We start from the raw sequence: 1817 nt of genomic DNA on the forward strand, positions 1-1817 counted from the left end.
GCGCTTGAGACCGGCGCCGAACGCTTCCTCAACGCCATAATTTCCATAAATATCCGCGTGATCGAAACTCGTCATGCCAAGATCGATGGCCGCAGCGATAAGCTTTGCCACGCTGCCCGCGCCGGGCTTTTCCGGTTCGTTCAGCAGGCGCCAGGCACCCAGAACCAGCCGGGACAGGGTCAGGCCGCGGGCATTGAGTGCAATACGCTTTTCATAGGACATGGAAAAAACACCTCCGTTGGAATAATCATTGCCTCGATCAGTTTCGTGTGACGCACGGAACGTAGAAATGAGGAGTATTGACCATGTCGGAACAGCGCCCGCCCCTACCTCCATTTACGCACGAAACCGCGGTGCAAAAAGTCCGTGGCGCCGAGGACGGTTGGAACAGCCGCAACCCCGAGCGCGTATCGCTGGCATATACGATCGACAGCTATTGGCGCAATCGTGCAGAGTTTGTGGAGGGGCGCGAGGCAATCGTGGCTTTCCTCACGCGCAAGTGGAATCGCGAACTCGATTACCGGCTGATCAAAGAGCTTTGGGCATTCACTGACAATCGAATCGCTGTTCGTTTCGCCTACGAATACCACGATGATTCTGGCAATTGGTTTCGCGCCTACGGCAATGAAAACTGGGAATTCGACAAAAACGGCCTGATGCAAAAGCGGTTTGCTTGCATCAACGACCTCCCGATCAAGGAATCCGAACGCAAGTTTCACTGGGACCGCTCCGGACCACGTCCAGCCGATCATCCCGGTCTGTCAGACTTGGGACTATAGAGCCTCTTATCCGGCCTCGTTCTGGGCCAGCGCACCCGGAACGAGAACCTCGTCTTTGGCCAGCGATGGCTTTTCGACGCGCAGCACGAAAACAATCAGGCCGATCAGCACGAAAATCCCGCCAAGCACATAAGGCGCGCCGCTAAAGGTGATGGATGCGCCCGGCGCGGTGAAGATCGCGAAAATCTGAGTGAAGATCAGCGGCCCGATAATATTCGTTATGCTGAACAGGCTCGTCATCGCCCCCTGCAACTCGCCCTGCTCCGATGCGGGGACTTTTGCGGAGGCGATACTGCGCATGGCCGGATCAGCGACGCCTTCAAGGCAGGTCGCAACAATCACCACATAGACCAGCCACCCCTGCCAGGCGCTGGCATAACCGAAAAAACCGAGTGTAGCGAAGGCGAGGCCGATGACGGCCGTGCGCCATTCACCATATCTCGACACGATGCGAGGCAAGACAAGCCCCATCACGATTGCAGCACACAGGCCGTAGATGCCAAGTGATATGCCGATATCGCTTTCGCTCCAGCCATAGCGGTAGCTGCCGACATAAGCCCATACCGCCGGATACGACATGTGTCCGAGCGTCAGCATGAAGAAAACGAGCCCGAGCCACAGAATGCCTGTGTGATTGCGCATCTGCTTCAGGGCGCCAAGCGGATTGGACCGCTTCCATTCGAATTTCCGGCGATCCTTCGCGGCAAGCGTTTCGGGTAGAAGGAAATAAGCGGCGACAAAATTCAGAAACGAGATCAGCGCCGCCCCGTAAAACGGTATGCGTGGGCCAAACTCGCCAAGGAAGCCGCCAATGATCGGCCCAAGAATAAAACCAATGCCGAATGCAATGCCAAGCAAGCCGAAATTCCTGGCACGGTTTTCGTCCGTGCTGACATCGGCGATATAGGCGGAGGCTGTGGAGTAACTGCCGCCGCTGATACCTGAAAGAATTCGGCCAATCAGCAGGATGGCGAAGTTTGGCGCGAGCGCGCAAATCAGATTGTCCAATGCGAAGGTAATAACCGACGTCAGCAATAT

At 56.2% G+C, this 1817-nt stretch carries 3 protein-coding genes; 1 reads left to right on the forward strand and 2 read right to left on the reverse strand.

Annotated features, from left to right (window positions below; genetic code table 11):
* On the reverse strand, positions 1–222 hold a 222-nt coding region (locus tag ACXJ5O_RS25820; protein WP_457302396.1), incomplete at its 3' end, for an aldo/keto reductase.
* A gap of 83 nt (positions 223–305) precedes the next feature.
* Between ACXJ5O_RS25820 and ACXJ5O_RS25825 the strand changes: the two genes are divergently transcribed.
* Positions 306–779, forward strand: a complete 474-nt coding sequence (locus ACXJ5O_RS25825; RefSeq protein WP_457302397.1) for a nuclear transport factor 2 family protein — start codon at positions 306–308, stop codon at positions 777–779.
* A gap of 6 nt (positions 780–785) precedes the next feature.
* Here ACXJ5O_RS25825 and ACXJ5O_RS25830 read toward each other — a convergent pair.
* On the reverse strand, positions 786–1817 hold a 1032-nt coding region (locus tag ACXJ5O_RS25830; RefSeq protein WP_457302398.1), incomplete at its 5' end, for an MFS transporter.

The organism is Phyllobacterium sp. P5_D12 (assembly GCF_054049495.1).

Excerpts from the sequence above, each read along its gene's own strand:
- ACXJ5O_RS25825 (WP_457302397.1), top strand. The coding sequence starts at position 306 with ATGTCGGAACAGCGCCCGCCCCTACCTCCATTTACGCACGAAACCGCG.